The following is a 1,628-nucleotide window of genomic DNA, read 5'->3' as shown; positions in this document are numbered from 1 at the left end:
CTATAAAGAGTGCTTATTTTATCAATTTTATTTCCCAATGGTGAGGGAAAATCCATCAATTCCCTCTCAGGTATGCTTGGTTCATTAAATGTTACCCATCCAATTTGCTGGCACAAATTACGAATCACGTGAGCGTGGATTCGTGATGTCTCACTATTTGAAAGGTATCTCTGTCTGTTTCCTAACGTTTCAGGGTAATATATATTATTATCAGAGGTACATATTGCGGTTGTTTTATTAATTGTTTTCCTCCAGTTGACTCTGCCTGAGTTTTTTACTTCCTGTTTCATTCGCCTGACATAGATGCCATTGTTTCTGTAGTCATCTAAAAGTGATATTATCAAGTTCAAACTGTCAAAACCAATAACTTCATCACCTCTATCAGAGTTTTCAACTGTGTTTTTCAGTGTTGTGGTGTATTTATTTATAGACCTTAGAAGATTTCTAGAAACATTATCGGTATTTGAACCTTCATCAATTTTACTATTTCTAGGTAAGAAAATAGCTAAGTTATTATCATAAAGTATAACGCCACAAAAATGTATGTAGACCATATTTGGTGGAATTAATCCATTCAGCTTCATTACATTAGTTAAAGCAACAGGAAGTGTGCTGAGGGGTTGTCTATCTGTATAAAAACATTTATTTATCATGTTATTATTCATTCCCATCAATAAGGTAAACGTTCTCCGGATTAGACGGAATTATTCTGATGGCCTCGCGAAATTTAATTTCCATTTCTTCAGAAAAAATAGACTCTCCCCTCATAAAACCAGCACTTAGCTCGCCAAAGGTATTATATTTTTCTGTGTTAAATATTGCCTCTCTCTGCCCGTGACGTAAAATATCATCCCAGAGATATACAAATAATTTTCCACTCAGGGCCTGTTTAGCGAGATCTGCGTTTAACAATTCAGATTCGGTGAGAAAACGATGGCCTAAGAATCTATCTTCTGGAATTTGAAGTCTACTCAGAACTTGATTGATTATTTTTGAAAGCACTGACCATGGAACAAGCATTTCATCCGTTCCATTAGAAGTTGAAACTGCAACTGGTAGGGACCCGTTGGTAGCATGTGTATAATCTATGCAGACGTATTCAAAAGACCAGCGACGCTTGAAAGCGGTATCCATAGGCATTACAGCTTGGTCACTGCTATTCATTGTTGCTAATATAGACATATTTGAAGGGATTTTTAAATCCGATACGGGCGAAGAAATTCTTTGATTAATGTACTCAAGCATATCTGGATCTGAAATATTTATTTTATATGTGCTACTACCATCTGCATCTCTGTCTAGCAATTGAAATAACTCACCAAACACAGCCGCTGCGGGGGCCCGATTAAGTTCTTCTATTACAAGGTATACAGATTTAGTTGGATCAGAAATAGATTTTATATAAGCTTCAGTAAATGGGCCTGCTCTGAATTCATAGGAGATACGCGTGTTTTTATTTGAGTCTAAATTGGTTTTTGGCTTTAAAGAACCTACAAAGTCAGAATATTGGGTATCAGGATGAAATACTGTCCTGATGACATCGCCATTCCCAATGTCCTTGTTTACTTTGTAACTTTTACCTGTTCCTGGTGCACCATAATATATTTTATTAATACCTGGTTTAAGGT

The 1,628-nt window shown here is 36.0% G+C and carries 2 protein-coding genes; both read right to left on the bottom strand.

All coding sequences use genetic code 11. The features are described from left to right. Positions 1 to 665 (bottom strand): LlaJI family restriction endonuclease (locus J1782_RS00305; RefSeq protein ID WP_217151907.1); only part of this gene is annotated, 665 nt, incomplete at its 3' end. Then, a partial coding sequence (locus J1782_RS00300; RefSeq protein ID WP_217151906.1) for an AAA family ATPase occupies positions 658 to 1,628 on the bottom strand: 971 nt, incomplete at its 5' end. The genes J1782_RS00300 and J1782_RS00305, both read right to left, overlap by 8 nt.

Source organism: Rahnella sp. BCC 1045 (assembly GCF_019049615.1).
In the GTDB taxonomy this organism is placed as follows: Bacteria; Pseudomonadota; Gammaproteobacteria; order Enterobacterales; family Enterobacteriaceae; genus Rahnella; species Rahnella contaminans.
The sequence above is the reverse complement of the archived record's forward strand: the minus strand, read 5'-3'. Positions and strand labels throughout refer to the sequence as shown.